At 61.3% G+C, this 22,865-nt stretch carries 17 protein-coding genes; 2 read left to right on the top strand and 15 right to left on the bottom strand.

From position 1 onward, the window contains the following. Positions 1-29: 29 nt before the first annotated feature. The 10 genes from RTH74_RS20485 to RTH74_RS20440 all read right to left on the bottom strand — a co-directional run bounded on the left by RTH74_RS20485 (position 30) and on the right by RTH74_RS20440 (position 14,165). Positions 30-2,384: an RND family transporter gene (locus tag RTH74_RS20485; RefSeq protein ID WP_316915866.1), complete on the bottom strand. Its 2,355-nt coding sequence runs from the start codon at positions 2,382-2,384 to the stop codon at positions 30-32. A gap of 18 nt (positions 2,385-2,402) precedes the next feature. Beyond that, on the bottom strand, positions 2,403-3,497 hold the full coding sequence (locus RTH74_RS20480; protein WP_420713171.1) for a WD40/YVTN/BNR-like repeat-containing protein: 1,095 nt from the start codon (positions 3,495-3,497) through the stop codon (positions 2,403-2,405). A 198-nt stretch (positions 3,498-3,695) separates the two neighbouring features. Further along, entirely contained in the window at positions 3,696-5,066 is a 1,371-nt protein-coding gene (locus tag RTH74_RS20475) for a DUF1329 domain-containing protein (protein WP_316915865.1), read from the bottom strand. Positions 5,067-5,134: 68 nt separating this feature from the next. Then, a complete protein-coding gene (locus RTH74_RS20470; RefSeq protein WP_316915864.1) occupies positions 5,135-7,105 on the bottom strand; it encodes a DUF1302 domain-containing protein in 1,971 nt (656 codons plus the stop codon). A 474-nt stretch (positions 7,106-7,579) separates the two neighbouring features. Further along, positions 7,580-10,237 carry an aminopeptidase N gene (gene pepN, locus RTH74_RS20465; RefSeq protein ID WP_316915863.1) on the bottom strand — a complete coding sequence of 886 codons (2,658 nt, stop codon included), beginning with the start codon at positions 10,235-10,237 and terminating at the stop codon, positions 7,580-7,582. 51 nt (positions 10,238-10,288) lie between these two features. Next, complete coding sequence (locus RTH74_RS20460) at positions 10,289-11,125, bottom strand: DUF2797 domain-containing protein (RefSeq protein WP_316915862.1); 837 nt, start codon at positions 11,123-11,125, stop codon at positions 10,289-10,291. Then, positions 11,125-11,388: a YeaC family protein gene (locus RTH74_RS20455; RefSeq protein WP_017679055.1), complete on the bottom strand. Its 264-nt coding sequence runs from the start codon at positions 11,386-11,388 to the stop codon at positions 11,125-11,127. Before RTH74_RS20455 ends, RTH74_RS20460 begins: the two co-directional genes overlap by 1 nt. A gap of 63 nt (positions 11,389-11,451) precedes the next feature. Then, positions 11,452-12,306: a rhomboid family intramembrane serine protease gene (locus tag RTH74_RS20450; RefSeq protein WP_316915861.1), complete on the bottom strand. Its 855-nt coding sequence runs from the start codon at positions 12,304-12,306 to the stop codon at positions 11,452-11,454. Beyond that, positions 12,303-13,277: a metallophosphoesterase gene (locus RTH74_RS20445; protein WP_316915860.1), complete on the bottom strand. Its 975-nt coding sequence runs from the start codon at positions 13,275-13,277 to the stop codon at positions 12,303-12,305. Before RTH74_RS20445 ends, RTH74_RS20450 begins: the two co-directional genes overlap by 4 nt. Further along, complete coding sequence (locus tag RTH74_RS20440; protein ID WP_099523283.1) at positions 13,278-14,165, bottom strand: NAD(+) kinase; 888 nt, start codon at positions 14,163-14,165, stop codon at positions 13,278-13,280. A 97-nt stretch (positions 14,166-14,262) separates the two neighbouring features. Here RTH74_RS20440 and RTH74_RS20435 point away from each other — a divergent pair, with 97 nt between their 5' ends. Beyond that, positions 14,263-15,195 carry a DUF1853 family protein gene (locus RTH74_RS20435; protein ID WP_316915859.1) on the top strand — a complete coding sequence of 311 codons (933 nt, stop codon included), beginning with the start codon at positions 14,263-14,265 and terminating at the stop codon, positions 15,193-15,195. Between the two features lie 81 nt (positions 15,196-15,276). Here RTH74_RS20435 and RTH74_RS20430 read toward each other — a convergent pair whose 3' ends face one another. From RTH74_RS20430 to RTH74_RS20420, 3 genes are read right to left on the bottom strand one after another with little or no spacing between them, the layout of a single operon-like run. Beyond that, complete coding sequence (locus tag RTH74_RS20430; protein ID WP_316915858.1) at positions 15,277-16,386, bottom strand: cyclic nucleotide-binding domain-containing protein; 1,110 nt, start codon at positions 16,384-16,386, stop codon at positions 15,277-15,279. A gap of 22 nt (positions 16,387-16,408) precedes the next feature. After that, positions 16,409-17,350, bottom strand: a complete 942-nt coding sequence (locus tag RTH74_RS20425; protein ID WP_316915856.1) for a pyridoxal-phosphate dependent enzyme — start codon at positions 17,348-17,350, stop codon at positions 16,409-16,411. Between the two features lie 2 nt (positions 17,351-17,352). After that, positions 17,353-18,720 carry a chromosome partitioning protein ParA gene (locus RTH74_RS20420; protein ID WP_125880265.1) on the bottom strand — a complete coding sequence of 456 codons (1,368 nt, stop codon included), beginning with the start codon at positions 18,718-18,720 and terminating at the stop codon, positions 17,353-17,355. A gap of 569 nt (positions 18,721-19,289) precedes the next feature. On the opposite strand from RTH74_RS20420, the gene RTH74_RS20415 reads away from it, so the two are divergent. After that, positions 19,290-20,246 carry a TAXI family TRAP transporter solute-binding subunit gene (locus RTH74_RS20415; RefSeq protein ID WP_316915855.1) on the top strand — a complete coding sequence of 319 codons (957 nt, stop codon included), beginning with the start codon at positions 19,290-19,292 and terminating at the stop codon, positions 20,244-20,246. Between the two features lie 8 nt (positions 20,247-20,254). Here the strand turns inward: RTH74_RS20415 and RTH74_RS20410 are convergent, their stop codons facing one another. Both RTH74_RS20410 and RTH74_RS20405 read right to left on the bottom strand, forming a co-directional pair. Continuing rightward, positions 20,255-20,686: a nuclear transport factor 2 family protein gene (locus tag RTH74_RS20410; RefSeq protein ID WP_316915854.1), complete on the bottom strand. Its 432-nt coding sequence runs from the start codon at positions 20,684-20,686 to the stop codon at positions 20,255-20,257. Positions 20,687-20,749: 63 nt separating this feature from the next. After that, complete coding sequence (locus RTH74_RS20405; RefSeq protein ID WP_316915853.1) at positions 20,750-22,783, bottom strand: NADPH-dependent 2,4-dienoyl-CoA reductase; 2,034 nt, start codon at positions 22,781-22,783, stop codon at positions 20,750-20,752. Positions 22,784-22,865: the final 82 nt, after the last annotated feature.

Genomic DNA, 22,865 nt, shown 5'->3' with positions numbered 1-22,865 from the left:
GCCGCGGTTTTCGTTCTACGCGATAGACATCAAGCCTTGGCGCGCATCTTCTCGGTGTTGATCAGGAAACGAGCCAGTGCCGGCAGCAGCCAGATCGCCCCGATCATGTTCCACAGGAACATGAAGGTCAGCATCAAGCCCATGTCGGCCTGGAACTTGATCGCCGAGAAGATCCAGGTCGCCACACCGATCGCCAGGCACACGCCGGTGAACAGTACCGCCTTACCGGTAGATTTCAGCGTCTCGTAGTAGGCCTCCTGCAGCGGCATGCCCTGACGCAGGTAGGTCTCCAGACGGCTGTAGATATAGATGCCGTAGTCGACACCGATCCCCACACCCAACGCGATCACCGGCAGCGTGGCGACCTTCACACCGATGCCCATGAAGGCCATCAGCGCGTTACCCAGCACCGAGGTCAATACCAGCGGCAGGATCACACACAGGGTCGCAGCCAGCGAACGGAAGGTCAGCAGACACATGATGCTCACCGCCGCGTAGACGGCGATCAGCATGGTGGTCTCGGACGCGGCGATCACCTCGTTGGTTGCGGCTTCAATACCGGCGTTACCGGCAGCCAGTACCACCTGGAGATCGTCAGTGCTGTGCTGTGCAGAGAACTCTTCAGCCGCAGCCACGGCGCGCGACAGGGTCTCGGCCTTGTGGTCCTCGAGGAACACCAGCACCGGCGCCACCGAGCAGTCGGCGTTGTACAAGCCTTCGGCACGGGCAATGGAGTTGTTCAGCACGTCCTGGTTGCGCGACAGGGTTTCCCATTTCAGGTTGCCCTCGTTCATGCCCTTGATCACCTGTTTGGACACGGTGACCATGGAGATGGCCGACTGCACGCCTTCGGTGTTCTCCATCTTCCACATCAGCTCGTCCATGGCGGCCAGGCTGTCATAGGTAGAGCAGCCTTCGGGGCCGGTCTTGATCATGACTACCAGTACGTCGGAACTGGTCGAGTAGTTGCGGATGACGAAGTCGTTGTCCAGGTTGTAGCGCGAGTCCGGATGCAGTTCTGGCGCGCCCTGATCGAGGTCACCGATCTTCAGGTTCTGCCCGTACCAGACACCACCGGCCAGCGCCACCACAGCAACGACAACGGAGATCGGTGCCACCATCGGATGAGCGCAGTTGGAAATGGCGCGCCAGACCGGATGATCCTTGGCGGCCTCCTCGCGGCTCTTCTTCACCGCACGGTTGCCGATACCGATATAGGAAATCACGACCGGCAGCAGGATTAGGTTGGTGAGAATGATCACCGCCACGCCCATCGATGCGCCGATGGCCAGCTCGCGGATAACGCCGATATCGATCAGCAGCAGGGTAACGAAGCCAACTGCGTCGGACAGCAGCGCCACCAGCCCCGGGATGAACAGTTGGCGGAACGCCATGCGCGCGGCAGAAAGCGCGTCGGTCGCCTCCCCCGATGCCATGGCGATGCCGTTGATCTTCTGCACGCCATGGGAAATACCGATGGCAAATACCAAAAATGGCACAAGCATCGAATAGGGATCGAGACCGAAACCCAGGGTGTGCAGCAAGCCCAGCTGCCAAATCACCGCAACCAGCGTGGTGATTAGCACCGCCAAGGTGCTCTTGACGCAGTGAGTGAACCACAGCAGCAGCACGAAGGTGATGCCGATGGCCACGGCAAAGAACAGCGCCACACCGATCAGGCCATCAATGAGATCACCGACCTTCTTGGCGAAGCCGATGATATGCACCTTGACGTTGGGGTTCTGCGCCTCGTACTTCTGGCGAATCTTGTCTTCCAGCTCGTGAGAGAACTTCTGGTAGTCCAGCTTGATCAGCTTGCTCTGATCATTCGGGTCCGGATAGGACTCGAGTAGCGGAATATCGACGATGCTGGACTTGAAGTTGTTCGCTACCAGGCGACCGATCTGACCCGACTTGAGGATGTTGCTGCGCAGATCCTCGAGGCTATCTGCAGAACCGTCATAGGTCTGCGGGATCACTTCGCCGCCAGCGAAACCCTCTTCGGTCACTTCGGTCCAGCGCACGCTCGGACTCCACAGCGATTTCAGGCCGGAACGGTCGACGCCAGGAATGTAGAACGCCTCGTCATTGATCTGCCGCAGCGTTTCCATATATTCCTTGCTGAAGATGTCACCGTCGGTGGCCTCCACCGAGATACGCACCGTGTTACCCAGGTTGGCCAGGTCATTACGGTGTTCGAGCATCTTCTGAATATAGGGGTGCCCCAGCGGAATCATCTTCTCGAAGCTGGTCTGCGGGCGTACCTGAGCAGCCTGATAGAACAGGAAGATGCTGATCAGCAGGCAGATCAGGATCACCGCCGGGCGATTGTTGAAAATCAGCCGTTCAAGGAAGGAAGCAGGCTGTTGTTGATGCTTGGTCATGCAAAGGCTCCCGGCTTGTTATTGTTGGCCCAGATTGGCGCCAGTCGAGGCGGCGAGGTGAACGCCGCCCTGCCCCACCAGGATCAGGTTGCCGTTATCCAGTGCAGCTACCCCGGCCAGCGAAAGGCGGTCGGGACGGTTGATCAGGCTGAACGTCTGGCCGTGATCCGTGCTGCGCAGCACGGTGCCGCCGTGCCCGACTACAGCGACGCTGCCATCTTTAAGTAGCGCACCATCGGCCAGACCGAATTCCAGTGGACCATTGTTCGGCGTATTGAGTTTGACCTGCTGCCAGCTATCACCGAAGTCGGTGGAGCGGAACAGGTGGCCGCGCAGACCGTAGGCCAACAGAGTGGCTGGCTGGTCGGTGCCGAGCACGCCGAACAGCGAGCCCTCGTATGGCAGATCCTCGATGCGCTCCCAGGTCTGGCCCCAGTCAGCGGAACGGAACATCTGGCCCAGCTCACCGACGATGAACAGGCCCGAGTCCTTCACAGCGGCAATGGCATTGAGGTGATAGGCATCTTCGTTGTCGAGACGATCGCTGACGTCTTCCCAGTTCTGGCCACCATCGGTGGTTTCCAGCAGCGCGCCATAGGCACCCACGGCGTAACCGGTCTGAAGATCCTTGAACCAGATATCCAGCAGCGGCGCCTCGCGCTCGAGGTCTTCGTACTGTTTGGTCCAGGTCAGGCCGCCATCGGTGGTCGCGAGAATCTGCGCATCGTGACCAACCACCCAGCCATGCTGGGCATCGACGAAGAACAACGAGGTCAGCATCTGGCGAGTCGGCACCTTGGCCTGCTGCCAGCTTTGCCCCTGGTCGTTGGAATAGAGAATGTGGCCACGGTCGCCAACGGCAACCAGGCGCTCGCCGGTGTTGACCACATCGAGCAACAGGCTGTGCACGGCCTTGGGCGACTCGATGGCGTAGCCGGCATCAGCCGCAGCCGAGGTCTCGGCCTGCAAGGGTGCGGCAGCGAAAGCCAGAATGGAAAGCACACTGCACAGCGAGAGCGCTTTAGCCAGCGGCGAATGGACACGGAGCGCCGATTTGCGCGCCAGGATGGGCGCCAGACCGGACTGGGTGCGCCGCATGACGGGCTCACTCATATACCTTCCCCCTTTCTTGTTATAGGCGGTACTACTGATTAGCAGGCCGCTCATCCTAGCGAGCTTCGGAAAGCCCTGACAATTGGCGCGACGTTATGTTTTGTTAAGGCAAAACCCGCGTGATAGAAGCCTATCCATCAAGCTGATACGAAAAGGCCGCTACTACTGTAGCGGCCTTCGCGTGAGACTACACGACTATTATCGCGTACCGCGGCGACGCAGGGCTGCTGGCTTGAAGTAGCCGTCGTCCGGAGTGGCCTGGGTGAAGTCGATGGTGTTGCTCTCTTCGTTGTCCAGGTTCTGCACGTGGTAACGACGCGCCTGCAGGTCATGGAACACATCGAGCGCAGACCAGGTGGTCGGCAGGTCGTAGTAGTTCTTCAGGTAGGCGATGGAAACGCGCCACAGCTCGCCACGACCGTCGTACTGATCCACTACCGCAGCCTGCCAGCTGTCCTCGTCGAGGAACAGAGTGCGCTTGGAGTAGATGTGGCGAGCGCCAGACTTCAGCGTGCCCTCGACCACCCATACACGGTGCAGCTCGTTACGGGTCAGAGCCGGATTGAGGTGACCGACCTGCAACAGATCCTTGTACTTAACGTCAGGGCTGGTGACCTTGTAGTTGTTGTACGGGATGTAGATTTCCTTCTTGCCCACCAGCTTCCAGTCATAGCGATCCGGAGCACCGTTGAACATGTCGGTGTCATCGGCAGTACGCAGACCATCAGCCGCAGCGATCGGGGTGTCGTAAGCCAGGTTCGGTGCACGACGTACGCGACGCTGACCGGCGTTGTAGCCCCAAGCCTGACGGGGCTCCTTGACCTGATCCAGGGTCTCGTGAACCAGCACCGCACCACCGGCCAGACGCGCCGGGCTGGTGGTGAAGGACAGGTAGTAGAACATGATGTTGTTCAGGTCAGCGAAGGAGCCGTTTTGCAGGTAGTACTTGAACAGCGCCTCCTGCTGGGAGGTGACCAGCGAGTAGGCGCCGTTACGCTGCACTGCCACTTCAGAGGCGCGACGCACGATGTAGGTACCACGGTAGCGGGCGACGTGGTTCCACAGCGCTTCTACGCCGTTCTGCGGAATCGGGAACGGAATACCACCGTAGGCATCGGAGAAACCGTTGCCGCCGTCGACCAGCTTGGCACTGGTGGCGTTCTTGATGGTGTTGTCATAGACCCACTGCGGCGCGGAGCCGGAACGACGAGTCTGATACACCGGCATCTGGTAGGTTTCCGGATAAGCCTTGAACATGGCGATCTGACCCGGAGTCAGATTGGCCTCGTACTGGCTCAGGTTGGCCGCGGTGATGGTGAACAGCGGCTTGTCATCCGGGAATGGGTTGACGTGGTGTTGGCCGGAACGGGTGTAGCCAGCCGGTGCCTGGGTGATGCCACCAGTCCAGGCCGGAATGGTGCCGGCAGCGTTGCCGGCCTTCTCGGCGCCGAAAGGAGTCAGAGTGTCGCCGAGCTTGGCAGCTTCCTGCGGGGAAACGGCAGCCAGCGCGGAGCCGGCGGAAAACGCCAGTGCAACGGCGACGGCCATCAGCCTGTGCTTGTTCAGCATGGGTAATTCTCCGTGAAGAGTATTGCCGAGCGCCCAGCGGCGCCCGGCTCTTTTTCTGGTTATGGGTATTAGAAGGAATACTTGACGTTCAGACCGATATTGTCGCGATCACGCGCCCCGTTGTTCTGGCCTGCACCATAGAACTCGGTGTACTGGATCTCGGCTTCCAGGCTGTTCAGGTAGCTGGCGCGCATACCAACGGTGTACGCCTTGCGGCCCTCGATGAAGTTGCCGGTCTGGTGCGAGTTGCCTTCGAAGTCGTGCTTGAACACGGCGAACGGCGACAGGTTCACGCCGGCGTAGACGTCGTTCCAGGTACCGGAGAGCACCAGGGTGTAGCCGTAGGCATTCTTGTTGATCTGATCGTCGCGGTCATAGCCGGAGACGTAGGACCCATTCGCACGGCCAGAGTAGTAACGCGTATTACCCTGGAAGTCCGTGTACTTGAGGCTACTGCCGCGAATGTGTTCGGAGCCGAGCTCCGCCACACCAAACAAGGAGTCGAATCCGAGCGTCGGGCCGAAGTTATAGATGGTGCCCAAGGAGGTATTGAACGCTTCTACGCGCTCGTAGTTGCTCAAACGACGGTTGCCCAAACTTACCGTTTGACCACCGACCTGAACCTGCTGTCCCAGAGCGATCTGCGGTGCTTGCTGAAGTACCTGCCCCAGAAGGTCGTTGGTAGTCGCGATACCGATTGGCAGGTTGGGACGATAGGAAAATTCGCCGAATACCGACGCATTGCCCACGGTGGTGTTGAAGCTCAGACCCATCATTCGAATGTCTTCAGCATACTGACGGCTTGCCTGGATCTGATTAGCTACGTCAACCGAGACCAAGCCACCGGCAATTTGCTGCGCAAGTGCAGCATTACCGCCGGCCGCCCCTTGTACCGGAGCGCTACCGACCAGCGCACCAAACTGTGCAGGCGTTAGCCCGGCGTAAGAGTCATCGAGCTGAGCATAGATGGATGGCTCTTTCGCGTGGTAATTCACGAAGTAGAAGCCAAACTCTGTCGAGTTGAGCTCTTCGGCGATATAGCGGAATGCAACGCCAAATTGCCCATCATTCTTGGCGTTAAGATCGTTCTTGATAGAGGCGACCTTGAAAGCATCTGCCGTAGCAAACGAGCTACCTTTCAGACCATAAGCAGGATTCAGGACGGAAGCCTGATACAAGGACAAGCCACCCAGGCCTGGGTTCGGCGTCAGCGCACTGGCAAGTGAGCCGCTCTGGTTATAAGCGGTATGGCCGCCATCAGCGAACAAGTCAGTCTCGGAGAAATAGGTACCGACCGGATCGATAGCAGACTCTTTCCAGTTGAACTGGTAGAACGCTTCCATCGAGAGATTGTCGGTCAGACCGAGGTTGAAGCTCAGCGCCTCGACAGGCACCAGCACTTCCTTCACTTCGGAGCCAGGCAAGCGGAATTTGGCGGCATCGACCGGGTTGGTGGTGTTGATGCCACCGCGATAGAACAGGCCCTCACCCCAGTTGAACACCTGCTTACCGAAACGACCGGAAATCGGCATGTCACCCACATCCCAATTGCCATAGATGTAGGCATCGAGAATCTGCGCGTCACGACCGGCCTTGTGGCGCGTCTCGCGGGTGAAGGTGTTGTCATGCGGGTAGCTCTGGCTCGGTTGAGACGGAGTATTGGCATCGTAGTAATCGTTGCGCTTGTCCATGATCTGCGTGTCATAGAACGCGGTACCACGAACGAATGCACCATAGTTCTGGTAGGAAACTTCAAGGTCGGAGGTGATCTTGAACACTTCGGAGACCAGGCCGGTATCGAAGTTGCGGTTGCCATCGTTGGTATTGATGTCGTTGTTGGTCTTGTCCTGACCCTGTACGCGCCACAGCTGGCCGTAGGAGACGGTGGTGTCGATGGAACCAGTGATTTCGTTATCGGCGAAGCTGAACTCCACCGCTTGAGCCTGGGCGGCGACCAGCAACGGCAGAACACCAGCGAACGCAAAGCCGGCCTTGGCCGGGGCAAAACGTAGAACGGGCTTGCGGGACTTAATTTCCATCGAGACTCACTCCGTGGACAGATCATTCTTTTGGGCGATCCCGTAACCGGGTCGCGATTGCCGTACTGACGACGGCTTCTATTTTTTATTTGCTGTGACATGTGCCAAGAACCAGCGAGCGCTCGCCCGCGGTCAAATCCTGCTCAGCACTGCAACCATGGTGCCAATTCAAACAGGCGTATCAGCGCAAACAGGCTTGGAAGAGCTGTTGGCCAACTTCTTTGCGTGACTGATCAGCCACTGACCAATACGTCAGAAAAACTGGCGCACTTTGTCCTACGATCCGACGCTTTATGCCACTCACCACACACCTCGCAGCGCAGTTGGTCGACGAATATCACCTCGCTGTCAAGCGACGAAGCCCGAACTTAAGTGTGCAAAGGCATAACGGACTGTATGCATATTTCATTGGGTAACAAAAAAGTGTTACCAACCAGAGGCCGGTAACACTTTTTTTGTAGAGCAAAAACCGTCTTAGGCCAGACTTTTACTCACCACTTCATAGACATCACTGGACAGCTCGCCGGAAGCGAGGATGCGCTCCAGCTCGCCCTTCATCAGCGCCTGACGAGCCGCGCCGTACTTGCGCCAGCGGGTCAGAGGAGCCAGCAGACGCGAAGCGATCTGCGGGTTGAGGGCATTTAGGGTTATGACCTGGTCGGCAAGAAAGCGGTAGCCCGCCCCGTCCGCATGGTGAAAGTTGATCAGGTTCTGGTTGGCGAAGGCCCCGATCAGTGCACGTACCTTGTTCGGGTTCTTCAGGGTGAAGGCTTCGTGCTGCATCAATGCGTGCACACGCTCCAGGCCGCCCGGCAGCGGGCAACCTGCCTGCACGCTGAACCACTGATCCATGACCAGCGGGTTGTCCTTGAAGAAGTCGGCGAACATGGCCAGGGCCTTGCCCTGCTCTGCCTCAAACGGCGAGTTGACCAGCACGGCCAGGGCCGACAGGCGCTCGGTCATGTTGTCGGCGTTGTCGAACTGATCGACGCAGGCCGCCAGTACCTCGGGTTTCTCGCTGAGCATGAGGTAGGACAACGCGATGTTCTGCAGACTGCGGCGAGCGAAGTGCGCCGCCTCGGCCACGTAAGGGGTAGCCTTGGAGACTTCACGATTGGCTTGGTAGCGCGCCCACAGCGGGGCGAACAGCGCGTCGGCAAGCGCCTTGCGAGCAAACTCACGCGCGGCGTGGATGGCTTCGACATCCGCCACCTCGCTGATCTCGGTCAGGTAGGCCTCGCCCGGCAGCGAGAGCATCTCCGCGACCATGGCCTGATCCAGCGACTCGTCTTCAAGCAATGTGCGCAGCGCGGCGACCAGACGCTGATCCAGGCTCAGAGCCTCGCCGCGCTGGTGCTGGCCGATCAGCTCCTGCAGCACCTGCACGGACAATTGCTGCCCGGCCTCCCAGCGATTGAAGCCGTCGCTGTCGTGCTGCATGAGGAACATCAGTTGGTCACGGCTGTAGGGGAAGTGCAGCTTGACCGGCGCACTGAAGCCACGCAGCAAGGAGGGCAGCGGCTTCTCGGCGACACCTTCAAAGGTGAAGGTCTGCTCGGCCTCGGTGACCGACAGCACGCGGCTGATATCTTGCGCGGCGCTTTCGCCTTGCAAGCGCAACGGCAACTCATTGCCTTGAGCATCGAGCAGGCCGAGCGCCACCGGAATCACGAACGGCAGTTTCTCGCTCTGCCCCGGCGTGGCCGGGCAGCTCTGACGGAAGGTCAGGCTGTAGGTCTGCGCGGCGGCGTCATAGGCTTCGCTGACGTCGAGGCGCGGCGTGCCCGCCTGGGTGTACCAGCGCTTGAACTGGGTCAGGTCGATGCCACTGGCATCTTCCATGGCCCTGACGAAATCGTCGCAGGTCACCGCCTGGCCGTCGTGGCGCTCGAAGTACAGGTCCGAGCCTTTGCGGAACAGCTCCGGCCCGAGCAGGGTGTGGATCATGCGCAGCACTTCCGAGCCCTTCTCGTAGATGGTCAGGGTATAGAAGTTGGAGATTTCCATGTACGCATCCGGGCGCACCGGGTGGGCCATGGGGCCGGCGTCCTCGGCGAACTGATGGGTACGCAGGTAGGCCACGTCCTCGATGCGTTTGACTGTGCGCGAATGGGTGTCGGCGGAAAACTCGCTGTCGCGGAACACGGTGAAGCCTTCCTTGAGCGACAGTTGGAACCAGTCGCGGCAGGTCACGCGATTGCCCGACCAGTTGTGGAAGTACTCGTGCGCTACCACCGCCTCGACGCGCTGGTGCGCGGCGTCAGTGGCGGTCTCGGCCTTGGCCAGCACGCAGCTGGAGTTGAAGATATTGAGGCCCTTGTTCTCCATGGCGCCCATGTTGAAGTCGTTGACCGCGACGATCATGAAGATGTCCAGGTCGTACTCGCGGCCGTAAACCTTCTCGTCCCACTTCATCGAGCGTTTGAGGCTGTCCATGGCGTGCTGCACCTTGTCGATGTTCTCCGGCTCGACGTAGATGCGCAGCGCCACTTCACGCTTGCTCATGGTGGTGAAGCTGTCTTCCACGCACCAGAGGTCACCGGCGACCAGGGCGAACAGATAGGCCGGCTTCTTGAACGGGTCTTCCCAGGTCGCCCAGTGGCGACCGCCCTCTTCACTGCCGCTGGCAATCGGGTTGCCGTTGGACAAGAGCACCGGATAAGCATGCTGCTCGGCGCTGACCGTGGTGGTGAACTTGCTCATCACGTCCGGGCGGTCGAGGTAGAAAGTGATCTTGCGGAAGCCCTCGGCCTCGCACTGGGTGCAGAACATGCCGCTGGACTTGTACAGCCCCTCCAGCGCGGTATTGCTTTCCGGATGGATGCGCACGCTGCTGTCGACCACGAAGCGCTCCTGGGTCGGCTGCAGGGTCAGGTGGCTGTCGGTCAGGCTGTAATCGCCCGTGCCCAGTTCGCGGTCGTCGAGCTTGAGCTCCAGCAGCTCCAGTTGCTGGCCATCTAACACCAGCTTCGGCAGACCGGCACCGGCTTCAGGGTTGCGACGCATGACCAGTTGCGCGTGCACCAGGCTGTAATCCTCGAACAGCTCGAAGGTCAGGTGGGTCTCGTCGATCAGGTAATCGGGAACCTGATAGTCCTTCAGATAGATGGTCTTGGATTGTTCGGTGCGCATGGCTCTTGGCCTCTCGTCTGCGGCGCCTCGGGCGCCGGTGGCAATCGGGTGTCAGGCGGCGATCTCGTGGACAGCCAACTGGTAGGCGGTGTACTTGCGGATATTGATCACGCCGGTATCGAACATCAGGTACTGGCCCTTGATACCGAGCAGGGTACCCTCGGCCAGCGGCTGCTTGTCCAGGTTGAAGCTGGTGATCTTGGCCGGATAGGCCTCGATGGGATAACGAATCGCCTGCACCTCGGCCGCGGACAGCGGCTGAATGGCCTGCAGGCCGAAGCGCTGCTGCAGCTCGGCAATGCCCGCGCCACAGCTATCGAACAACTGCTCGCGAATGGCCAGCAGATCGACCGGCTCAGCGTCGCCTTTTAGTAACGCACGCCAGTTGGTCTTGTCCGCCACCTGACTGCGTAGCAGATCCTCGACGAAGCCGGACTGCTGCCGGGTGGCCACGCGTAGAATCGGCAGCGCTTGAGTCGCGCCCTGGTCGATCCAGCGCGTCGGCACCTGAGTAGCGCGGGTGATACCGACCTTCACGCCGCTGGAATTGGCCAGGTAGACGATATGGTCGGTCATGCAGAACTGCTCGCCCCAGCTCGGCTCGCGGCAAGTGCCTTGATCGTAATGGCACTTCTCCGGACTCATGATGCAGATATCGCATTGCGCCAGCTTCTGCATGCAGGGGTAGCAATAACCCTGGCTGAAGCTGGTCTTGGTCTTGCGCCCGCAGTGCGTGCAATGGATGGCGCCGAGGTATTCCAGGCGCAAGTGCTTGCCCACCAGCGGGTTGACCGGTACTTCTTCCTCGCCCAGACGAAAGGCATATTGCACCGGTGCATCCAGGTGCGCCTTCATCTTGCTCAGCGAGCCACGCCCCAATTCGCTCATCAGTGCAGGGTATCCGAGGACTTGAACAACAGGTTCGGCACCGGCTCGGACTTGCTGCTGCATTCCTGCGGGCCCATGTAGCCGGTGCGCTCTTCTTCCGGCAGGTTCTGCATTTCCCAGGCGATCATCGCCTGCAGGCTCAGTTCTTTCTGTTCCTGAGTCAGCTTGCGGCCGTCCGGCCATTTGCCGATTTCCACGGCCAGCTTGAGGCTTTCGTAGATTTCCGGGGTGATGTTTTCAATCGCATCGAGAAAGGACGACATTCAGGTCTCCAAGTAAATCGTAAGGTGGGCCGGGCGGCACTCCGCTTCAGCCCACCCAATAAATCAGCGTCTTGCCAGCATACCGCCAAGCAGCCCTGTCAGGCAGCCGATGAGCAGGCCACCGACGTGCGCGCCGTTGGCGATAGCGCCAACCCCCAGGGTTTCGAAGATGCCGGTCATACAGACAACCAGCCAGATCAGCATCATCACCAGCACGCCGGGCGGCAGCCGGTAGGCCGGATTCGGTGCCAGGCGCTGGTAGATCCAGCAATGCCCGAGCAGGCCATAAAGCACGCCAGATAACCCGCCGAACAACGACGGCCCAGCCCACCAGTATTGGGCGAAGTTCGACGCCAGGCCGAACAGCAAGGTCAGCCCGAGCAGACCAATGGCCCCCTGACGAAACTCGATGCGCCGCCCCAGCTCCCAGTACCACAGGCTGTTCATCGCCAGGTGCAGCCAGCCGAAGTGAATCAGCATCGGCGTGATCAGGCGCCACCACTGACCGCTGCCCAAAGTGGCATCCAGATAGGTCAGATAGATGCGCGCACCGTCGATACGAAAATCGACGAAGCTCAGCCAGCGGATGGTGGAAAAATTCTCGCCCGCCAGGGTCACGGCGAAGACGATGAAGGTCGCCAGCAGCACCAGTGCCGTAACCGGACTGCGCCGCAACTGCGTGAAGAAGCTGTCCCGCACCGGCGCAGCGCTTACCGGCAGCTCTCCGCCGGCGTCGCCCTGCGGGTGACGCGCATAAAGCTCGCGCACGTGCCCGGCAAGCTGTTCACCTGGCACCCAGAGCACCTGCTCACCGCCCTCTTCCGCCACCCGGTGCGGCACGTTCAAACGCTGCAACAGGCCAACGAAGCCGCTCAAGTCGGTATCCAGCGGCAAGCGCAGCACTTCTACTGACGTCATCGCGGTGCCTCCTGCGGGTCGACATCGACCCAGACGAATTTGCCCGCATCAAGACGTGTTTCCTGATCCAGGCGATAAGCGACCAAGCGGCCGCCGACCACTGCGCTGTAATCCAGACAGGCCAGATTGGGCCGGATCGGCGCCGGCTTGCCGCGTCGCCAGTAATGACCGACGAACAACAGCGGCTCGTGCGCGCCATACCTGAGCAATTCGTCCTTCTGCAGTTCGGTCAGCGGCGTCTGCGCCGCCAGTTCCGGCAAGGCATCGGGCTGGAAGACGATATCGCCATAGGTCTTCGGGTCCTCTTCCCAGAATTTGGTGCGGAAGTAGGAACGCGTGAAGCCATCACCGCTGGTCAGGGTCAGGCCGTGCGGCAGGCGCATGTCGGTGCCGCGCAGCAGGCGATCGAGCGCCATGTTGGCGAAACTGCCGGGCACCGCCGAAGCCTGCAGGAAATGCTCGTCGATGCAGCCATCGGGAAATTGCGCCTGCAGCGGTGCGATCAACTCGGCATCCCAGCAGGCGTGCACGACGCGGAAGCGCCCGGCGTCGATGAACAGTGGCATCTCGTAGAACCAGCGGAGGAATTCGCGCCACTCCTGTGGATGGTCTTCGAACTGCGCCAATGTCTCACGCATCAGGCGCTGATGACGCGGGCTGTGCTCGCGCACGTAGTGACGGCCGCTGCCTGGTGGAGCCGGCGTGCTCCAGCCCAGCGCGTTGAACTCGTGGTTGCCCATGATGCACAGTGCCTGGCCTGCGCGAACCATATCGTGCACCAGGTGCAGGGCCTCGCGAATGCCCGGGCCGCGGTCGACCAGGTCACCGAGGAAGATCACCATACGCGTCGGATGGCGCCACACGCCGCTCTGCTGGCTATAACCAAGGCGATCGAGCAGACGTTCGAGGGTGCGCGAGCAACCGTGGATATCACCGATCAGGTCATAACCACGATGGGGGTCGAGGGACATTCAGTCCTGCCCTCCCAGGCGGCTGCCCCAACCCAGCTTGGTTCGGCAGACCTCGTAGTAGTTATGATCCAGCGGATGGATCAGTCGCAGCTTCTGCGCTTTCTTCGCCACGTGCAGGGTGTCGCCCGGCGCGCAGGTGAAGTGGTTCTGGCCGTCGCAGGAAACCTGCGGATATATGGTCATGTCCGGCGATACCACCACCTTCAGCTCGCTGTTGCCGTCGACCACGATGGGCCGACTGGACAGGGTGTGCGGGTACATCGGCACCACCACGATGGCATCGAGCTTGGGGTGCATGATCGGCCCGCCAGCGGACAGTGCGTAGGCGGTCGAGCCGGTGGGTGTGGCGACGATCAGGCCGTCGGCCTTCTGGCTGCAGACGAACTGGCCGTCGATATACAGCTCGAACTCGATCATCCGCGTCGACTTGCCGGGGTGCAGCACCACATCGTTGAGCGCATCACCCTGGCCGATGGCCTCGCCCTGGCGGCGCACCTCGGCCTCCAGCAGAAAACGGTTCTCGGTGAGGTAGTGGCCTTCAAGCACCTGCGCCACCTTGAGCTCCAGCTCATCAGGGCGAATGTCGGTGAGAAAGCCCAGGCTGCCGCGGTTGATCCCCAGCACCGGAACCTTGTGCCGAGCCAGGGCGCGCGCCGCGCCGAGCATGCTGCCGTCGCCGCCGACGACGATCACCAGGTCGCAGACCTCGCCCAGCATCTTGCGCGAGGAAGTCTGCAAGCCGTGCCCAGGCAGCACGTCAGCGATGGTGTCCTCGAGGATCACATGCAGGTGGCGGTCGATCAGAAAGCGCTTGAGGCGGCGTACGGTTTCCAGAACCCGCGTGCTGCCCAGGCGCCCGATGATGCCGACATTGCGAAATTGCTCCATGGGACTCCCGCCAGACAGATAAGAAACGAAGAGAGATTATCGGCCAAACGCCGGGGCCGCAGCAAACCAGTGCTGTTGCTGCGCTATGCTCGGGATCATGACCAGCCCTGACGTGATGCATGACCTGCTGCAAAGCCTGCACACCCCTGCCGTGCGCGACCTGGCGTGGACACTGCTCTCGCCACCCATGCTCGGTGAGACCACGAAAGTCCAGCGTCATCCCCTGCAAGCCAGTTGCTGGACGCGACAACCGCAACAACTGGCAGACTGGCTTGCGCAGCAGGACAAGGACCCCAGCCCACTGCACACTTGGCTGGCGGCAAAACCGGTGCGTCGCCTCGGCCTTTATTACGAACGCCTGTGGCAGTTCGCCCTGCGCGCGGCGCCGGATGTAGAGGTGGTCGCCGCCAACCTGCCGATCCGTCAGAACGGCCAGACACTGGGCGAGTTGGACCTGCTATTGCGCGACGCGGAAGGCGAGCATCACCTGGAGCTGGCGGTGAAGTTCTACCTGGGCACGCGCGGTAGCGACGCGGCGGACTGGCTCGGCCCCGGCAGCCATGATCGGCTTGACCTGAAACTCGGTCACCTCGCGCAGCACCAGTTGCCCCTGTCGTCGCGCCGCGAGGCACGCGCGACCTTGAACGAGCTGCAGTTGGGCGATACTCGGTCCGCCTTCTGGCTCGGCGGCTACCTGTTCTACCCCTGGCCTGATGGTTGCCCATCACCTCGCGGCGCGGGCCCCGAGCACTGCCGGGGCAATTGGCTACACCAGCGTGACTGGAATGCTTTCGCCGCGACCAAACCAGACGCTCGCTGGCAACCCCTGCCGCGATTGGCCTGGCTCGCACCGGCGCGAGTGAAGACTGACGAGACCTGGCCCGCAGACACCTTCCAGCAATGGCTGAAGCTGCTAGGGTCTGACGCCCAAGCGCAGTTATTGGTGCGACTGGAGGAAGATCACGCCGGGGATTGGCGAGAGGTCGAACGAATCTTTCTGGTCAACGATCAGTGGCCAGCGCAGTCGTAGCCCGGATGCAATCCGGGACGCTGCTACCGGCAATCCGCGGACTTCATCCACCTCGTTGATAGGCCGCAGGGCCAGCGCCAATCAACGGCTACGTTCGGTACGCCCACCGGAACGCGCCAGATACCCTGCCCCGCTTTCACACAGCAGTGCGTCGCGCTGCACCGCCGGCAGGGCATCCAGGCCGCCACGCAGGGCATAAACGCTGTAACCCAGTTGCGAGAGCAGAAACACCGCACTGCTGCTGCGCTTGCCGCTGTCGCAGTAGCACAGGTAGGTGCGTGAGCGATCCAGCAGGCGCGCCTTGAGGCGCAACAGCTGCAGCGGCATGTGCAGCGCTTGCGGCGCGTGCGCCTTCTCGTACTCTTCCTGCAGCCGCACATCCAGCCACTGCGCGCCCTGTGTCAGCAACCTGGCGCCCTCGCCCAGCGACACCTCGGCCACTACTGGAGCCTTGAGCAAAGCAAAGAAATCCTGACGATCCAGGCGCAGCACACTACCCGCCTCGACCATGGTCACCGTGGCATTGCGTGGCCGATCAGCAAGCAGCGCTTCTTCACCGAAACAGGCGCCCACTTCCAGCTCCGCCAGCACCTGATGATCACTGCCAGCGCCGCGAATCACCTCGGCGCGGCCACTTTCCAGGAAGTAGCAACAATCTCCGGTAGCGCCTTCTTCAAGCACCTGACTGCCCGCAGCCAGCTCGACCCTCTGCAGCCGCGCCAGCATGTTCTGCACGTTGGCCGGCGGTACCTTGGCAAATAGCGGGTTTTCCAGCAGTCGCTCCAGCCATTCGATATCGGCGCCACTGTGTTGCAATGCCAATAACAGATCCTGATGCGCCAGACGCCAGGTCAACAGGCGATCGAGCGTGGCACTGTCGATCATCAGCACGCTGATATCGGTCAAGGCGCGAGCGTCATGCAACCGTGGCAGGCCGGGTGACACCGGGTGACAGCTAATCTCGCTGCCGGCCTGCAACTTCTGCGTCCTGCCCGCGGCATCCTGCAGCTGCAACTCGCCGGCCAGCAGATAGCAGGTCAGGCGCGCCTGATCCCCCTGGCGAAACAGCAGTTGCCCGGCCAGCAGCGGCTGCGGCACCAACTGGCTACGCAGCTCGCGCCACTGCTGCGCGGAAAGCGCGTTGAGCGGCGTCAGGCTGCGCAGTTGTTCGGGGGTAAGGGGTTCGCTCATGAGGATTTCCAGGCTCCGCTGGTCAGACCTGAGTGTAGTCGGCACTGGCGCCCATCAACACCCGTCGACCTTGCAAGCCGCCAGTATGAATGAAGATCAACCGAGTGCCGCGTGCGAGTTGACCTTGCTCGCAGAAATCGCGTAGCGCCATCAGCGCCTTGCCGGTATACACAGGCTCCAATGGCACACTGCAGGCTTGCTCGGTTTCCAGGATGAACTGGCGTAGCGACTCATCGATACGGGCAAAGCCGCCGCGTGCTGCCTCGATCAGCTGGTAACGCCGCGCCGACGCCCCGGCCTCGTCCAGCAACGTGGCGACCTGAGTGGCGACGCCGTGATCATTGGGTACCGCCTGCGCGCCGAATACGCTGCGCTGACCATCACCCAGCAGCAAACCGGCCAGGGTGGTGCCGGTCCCCGTAGCCAGCCACCAGGCATCGAAATCGGACCAGCCGATATCGGCCAACTGCGCTTCGGCCATCGCCACCAGACAGCTACAGCCACTGGCGCCCTGAAGCCCCAGACCGCCCTCACCAATCACCTGAAAATTCGGGTATCGAGCGAGCCAGGGCACCCAGAAATCCGGCTGATGCCGCGCACGGTAACCGCCATAGCCCAGCCAGTGCAGGGTCATGCCCATGCGCTGCAGATCATCGACGGTCGGGGTCTGCTGCGCCTCACCACGTAACAGACCGACGCTGGTGAAGCCGAAACGCCGCCCCGCTGCAGCCAGCGCATGCAAATGATTGGAGTGTGCCCCCCCCAGACTGATCACCCCCTGCGCACCGTCCGCAGCGGCCTGTTCAAGATAGGGCGCGAGCTTGAACCACTTGTTGCCGGACAACAGGGGGTCGACAAGATCCAGGCGCAGACAGGCAAGCTCGACGCCGGCAGCCTCGAGCCAGTCCAGTTGCAGACGTTGTAGCGGCGCCCGCGGACGCCAGGTGGGAATCCGTACTGGCAAGATCAGCTGACGGTACGCAGACGACTACTCGCCTTGTGCCGCGCACAGCAGTTCGAATCACCCAGAGCGAAACGGCTGGGCGTATCGACGCGGTCGATGGGAATGGCGCAGCGCTCTCCACTGGGCAAGGATGCGTCGCAGCTGGGCTGCTGATAATGCGCCAACCAGTGGCGATACTGCTCTTCAGAAACGAAGCATTTACCCGCAGCGTAGGCCATCGGGTTGTCCTGGTAGCGGGCGACGTCCTGGAGAGGAATGGTCAGGTGCCCGGCGCCAGGGTGGTACACCACGAACACCACGCCAAGCTTGGCCAGACGATCCAGCACCTGGTCACCGCCCTGACTGGCGAATGCATCGCGCTCACGCTTGAGGCGCTCGATCTCCGCTTGCAACTGGGCATCCAGCTCGTTGCGATAGGCCAGCTCAACGTCACGAATGGCGATCTGTTCCTTGTACTCCGCCACGGCCGCAACGACTTTGGCGCGCATTTCGCCGTCGAACTGCGCACGCAGGATGTCGCCCTCGGTACGACCATGACGCTCAAGGGCACGTAGCTGCTGAGTCATGTCTTCACGGCTGCTCTGGAAACTTTCAGCCTGGGCGGCCAGTTGCGCCTTGAGGTTAGCGTTGAGCTCCTCCTGCTGGCGCAGCGCCTGATGCAGCCCATGAATCTGCCCCTGCAGATTCTTGCTCTGCTCCTCGCTGGCCAGTTTGAACTTGGCCAGTTCGTCTTCATGCTGCTGGGTCAGGCTGGTGATGCGCAGACGCTGCTGCTGAATCAGCTGCGCGGTCTTGGCTCGATGTTCCTGATCCATTTTCTGCGCCAATTGCTCGGCCACTTCCTTGGCCGGATCGGGCGCATACCATTTATCTTCGGAAGCCACCTGCAAACGCTCGGCAACCACCGCCTGAGCACTGTCGTCCTCGATCAGCAACCCAAGCTGATTGCGTTTGACTGCATCGCGCAGCAACACCAGGTCATTTTGAGCAGGTGCCAGACTCGGGTCCCAAAGGTGCATCTGATGCCAGGAAACCGGACACTGGCTGCGACAGGCCAGGCGAATCGGCCCAGCGCCAAGATCCGGACCACGGCCGGCGCGCTCGGCCAGGTGTTGCAGAGGAATGTTCCAGCCCTTGTCGGGGCGACCGTCCTCGTCGAAATCCAGAAAGAAGAACACCGCAGCCCTGACCAGCAGGCGCGGATTGATCACCACGAACACCGCACGCATCTGCTCGTCGGCGAATTCGGGCATGTTCACCACGCCGTCGAGCAAAGCCTCGAACTCAGGGAACATCATCTGTTTGCAGATACCGCGTTCACTGAAGAACATCACGGCTTCCACCATCTGCGGCTTGTTCTGCATGCTCATTGAGGACCCTCTGGACCAACCGGGAATACGTCGCGTGCCAGCGCAGCGCAGACTCTGCACTGATATCGTCCTTGATACCTCGAGCAAGTCTAGGGGAAAACCCAACCACAGCAATGTGACTGGGTTGGCACTCACTCTGCGAGCCAGCCCAAATAGGCCACTGCTTGGCGCAAAAATGTGACCAGAACGGAAAGTACGCGAATTGCCAGCCACCCGGCGCGACAGGATGAGCACTAGCCTGCCCAGCACAGCTCGCTCGGCGGATTCTTGCTTTTTACTTTTCCAGCATAGGCAAACTTCCGCCTATCAGAGTCGAGACCATTGAGCTCACCCGCTCTAGACCGGCGGTCCGACAAGCTGGCACGTCACCTGCTCTGTGACAGACCAACCCGCGCGCGAAACGCGTGGTCGGACTGATAAAAAAGACAAGAGGTCAGCCATGTTCTGCCATCACCATTTCACTGCCAGTACTCATCACTCAAGCCGTTTCAGGCCCCCCAGCACCAGAGAACTGCCCGCACAGCGCTGATGCATCCTTAAGTCCAAAATAACAATAACGGAGAATCCCCATGCACTCAGCCAAGCGCCTTGGCCTGCTCGCCGCTGCCGCGATTTTGGCCAATAGCCTCAACGTTCAGGCGAATCCAACCTCGATCAACATTCTCACCGGCGGCACCAGTGGCGTTTATTACCCGCTGGGCATGAGCCTGTCCGACCTTTATAGCGAGCGCATCGCAGACTCGACCACCAGCGTGCGGGCCACCAAAGCCTCGGTGGAGAACCTCAACCTGCTGCAGATCGCCCGTGGTCAGTTGGCCTTCGCGCTGGGTGACTCGGTAGCCGATGCCTGGAAAGGCGACGAAGAAGCCGGTTTTAGAGCACCGCGTGACCGCCTACGCGCTATCGCCGGTATTTACCCGAACTACATCCAGATCGTCGCCAGCAAGGCATCGGGGATCACCAGCCTGGAAGACCTGCGCGGCAAGCGTATTTCCGTCGGGGCGCCGCGCTCGGGTACCGAGCTTAACGCCAGAGCCATCTTCAAGGCCGCAGGTCTCAGCTACAGCGACATGGGGCATGTCGAATTCAAACCCTACGCCGAATCGGTCGAACTGATCGAGAGAGGCCAACTGGACGCCACCCTGCAGTCGGCAGGCCTGGGCATGGCGGCGATTCGCGACCTGGCCGAACGCGTGCCAATCACCTTCGTCGCCATTCCAGAGCAGGTGGTGTCACGTATCGGCAGCAGCGCCTATCAGTCGGGCACCATTCCTGCCGGCACCTACAAAGGCCAGGCCAGCGACGTGACGACGGCGACCATCACCAACGTTCTGGTGAGCCAGACCAGCGTTTCCGACGCCGTGGCCTATCAGATGACCAAACTGCTCTTCGAGAACCTCGACCGATTGGCCGAAGCGCATCCGGCAGCCAAGGACATCAGACTGGAGCGAGCCACCAGCGGCCTGCCGATTCCGCTGCACCCAGGCGCCGAGCGCTTTTACCGAGAAGTGGGCGTTCTCAAGTAGAGCGCCGTTCAGCCTTTGGCTGCGGCGAGAAAAGGCGCCAGGCGCTGCGCCATCTCGGCACCGAGCGCCTGCAGCCCACTCATCGGGCGCACCATCACCTCGAACTCGACGATTCGCCCCGAGTCGTCGAAACGAATCATGTCGACTCCTTTCAACTCGCGTCCACCGACCTTCGCGGAAAACTCCAGCACCACATTGAGGCCATCGGCGGTGGCCAGTTCACGGTGATAGGCGAAGTCCTCGAATACCTTGAGCACAGTATTGAGGATCATATTGACCACCTGCGCCCCCGGATACGGGGTGTGCGCCATGGGTGAGCGGAACACCGCCTGTGGGTGCAGCAACTCAGGCAAGGCGCTCAGATCCTTGGCGGCGACGAATTGGTGCCAGCGCTCGAGGCTGGCTGCAGCGGCAGGTTGTAGCTGGGTATTGAGAGACATCGGCTTCTCCTTGTTGTTTTCAGGCCAGATAGCAAACGCCCCGCACTAGGCGGGGCGTCATCATTACAGCTCAGCAGCCAGACGCGAGCCCTGGTTGATCGCCCGTTTGGCGTCGAGCTCGGCGGCGACGTCCGCGCCACCGACCAGGTGCACGCGCTGGCCAGCGCTCTCCAGACCTTCCTGCAGCTCACGCAGCGGGTCCTGGCCGGCGCAGACGATCACGGTATCGACCGGCAACACCTGCTCCTCGCCACCAGCGATGCGGATATGCAAACCGGCATCGTCGATCTGCACGTACTCGACGCTGTTGAGCATCTGCACGTTCTTGTTCTTCAGGCCGGTACGGTGAATCCAGCCGGTGGTCTTGCCCAGGCCGTCGCCGACCTTGGATTTCTTGCGCTGCAGCAAGAACACTTGACGCGCCGCCGGGTGAGGATGAGCCTCGACACCCGCCACGCCGCCACGGGCTTCGAGCGCGGTATCGATACCCCATTCCTTCCAGAACTCGTCACGGTCGAGGCTGGTGGCCTTGCCCTGATGGGTGATGAACTCGGAAACATCGAAACCGATACCGCCGGCACCGATCACAGCGACCTTCTGCCCGACCGGCTTGCGCTCGAGAATTGCGTCCAGGTAGCTGATCACCTTGGCATGCTCGATACCCGGAATCTCTGGCGTACGCGGCGCGATACCAGTGGCCAGGATGATTTCGTCAAAGCCGCCCGCCACCAGGTCGTCCACCGACACACGGGTATTCAGGCGCACGTCAACGCCAGTGGTTTCCAGCTTGCGCTTGAAGTAACGCAGGGTCTCGAAGAACTCTTCCTTGCCCGGCACGCGCTTGGCCACGTTGAACTGGCCGCCGATCTCGCTGGCCGAATCGAACAGGGTCACGCTGTGGCCACGTTCGGCGGCGACGGTGGAAGCGGCCAGGCCAGCCGGGCCGGCACCGACCACGGCAATCTTCTTCACCGTGGTGGTGGGGATGTAGTTCAGCTCGGTCTCGTGGCAGGCGCGTGGGTTGACCAGGCAACTGGTCAGCTTGCCGCCGAAGGTGTGGTCCAGGCAGGCCTGGTTGCAGCCGATGCAGGTGTTGATCTCGTCCGCGCGGCCTTCGGCGGCCTTGTTGACGAAGTCCGGGTCAGCGAGGAACGGGCGCGCCATCGACACCATGTCGGCATCGCCCTCGGCCAGCACTTGCTCGGCCACTTCCGGGGTATTGATGCGGTTGGTGGTGATCAGCGGGATCGACACCTCGCCCTTGAGCTTGGCGGTGACCTTGGTGAAAGCCGCACGCGGCACCTTGGTGGCGATGGTCGGGATACGCGCCTCGTGCCAGCCGATACCGGTGTTGATGATGGTGGCGCCAGCCTTTTCGATGGCCTTGGCCAGCAGTACGATCTCGTCCCAGGTGCTACCGCCCTCGACCAGGTCGAGCATCGACAGGCGATAGATGATGATGAAGTTTGGCCCGACCGCCTCGCGCACGCGACGGACGATTTCTACCGGCAGGCGCATGCGGTTCTCGTAGCTGCCGCCCCAGCGGTCGGTACGATGGTTGGTGTGGGCGACCAGGAACTGGTTGATGAAATAACCTTCCGAGCCCATTACCTCGACGCCGTCATAACCGGCCTGCTGGGCCAGCGCGGCGCAATTGACGAAGTCGGCGATCTGCTTCTCGATGCCCTCCTCGTCCAGCTCACGCGGCTTGAACGGGTTGATCGGTGCCTGGATGGCGCTCGGCGCAACGGATTTGGGGCTGTAGGCATAACGCCCGGCATGCAGAATCTGCATGCAGATCTTGCCGCCGGCCTCATGCACGGCCTGGGTAACGACCTTGTGCTTCTCGGCTTCTTCCGGCGTGCTCAGCTTGGCCGCCCCGGAATACACGCCGCCCTCCTCGTTCGGGCCGATGCCACCAGTGACCATCAGGCCGACACCGCCACGGGCGCGCTCGGCGAAATAGGCCGCCATGCGCTCGAAGCCGCCAGGTTTCTCTTCCAGGCCAGTGTGCATGGAGCCCATCAGCGTGCGGTTGCTCAGCGTGGTGAAGCCGAGGTCGAGCGGGGCCAGCAGGTGCGGGTAACGAGCAGTCATGGAATTCTCCACATCGCGGTGCAGTTCACGGATTGCCGCGGTCTCATGGGCACGCGGTCGGTTATGGAGCCAGACGATAAAG

It is taken from the genome of Pseudomonas sp. zfem001, assembly GCF_032621725.1.
In the GTDB taxonomy this organism is placed as follows: domain Bacteria; phylum Pseudomonadota; class Gammaproteobacteria; order Pseudomonadales; family Pseudomonadaceae; genus Aquipseudomonas; species Aquipseudomonas sediminis.
This window is presented reverse-complemented; position numbering and strand designations above follow the sequence as displayed.